This is a genomic window from Paraburkholderia sp. RL17-373-BIF-A (genome assembly GCF_046030175.1).
In the GTDB taxonomy this organism is placed as follows: domain Bacteria; phylum Pseudomonadota; class Gammaproteobacteria; order Burkholderiales; family Burkholderiaceae; genus Paraburkholderia.
In genome coordinates this window covers 1-430 of sequence record NZ_JARESO010000438.1, presented here as the reverse complement: position 1 = coordinate 430, position 430 = coordinate 1, and the positions used below count along the sequence as shown (strand labels likewise).

Genomic DNA, 430 nt, shown 5'->3' with positions numbered 1-430 from the left:
CGCGCCAGTCGCGGCAGCTACGGCCGTCCTCGGATCGTGCGGCAATTAAGGACCCAAGGCCAGCCGGCGAGCGCCGAACGTGTGCGCCGTAGTTTGCAACGCTTAGGGCTGCGGCCGGTCTACAAACGCCCGTATCGGGTGACGACGGATTCGACACACCGCCTACCGGTGGCGCCCAACCTGCTTGATCGACGTTTTGACGGGTGGCAGCCTGATCAGGCGTGGGTCAGCGACATCACGTTCATCAGGACCGGCGAAGGTTGGTTATACCTGGCTGCCATTCTGGATCTGGCAAGCCGACGCATCATAGGCTGGTCAATGTCAGAGCGTATCAACGCGGAACTGGTCCGCCAGGCGCTGCGCGGCGCGTGCTGGCAGCGCAAGCCCGCGGCCGGGTTGCTGCTACATTCCGATCGCGGAAGTCAATATG

At 63.5% G+C, this 430-nt stretch carries 1 protein-coding gene; it reads left to right on the top strand.

All coding sequences use genetic code 11. The features are described 5' to 3' along the window. The coding region (locus P0D80_RS51260) for an IS3 family transposase (protein ID WP_408296639.1) at positions 1-430 on the top strand (430 nt) is incomplete at both ends.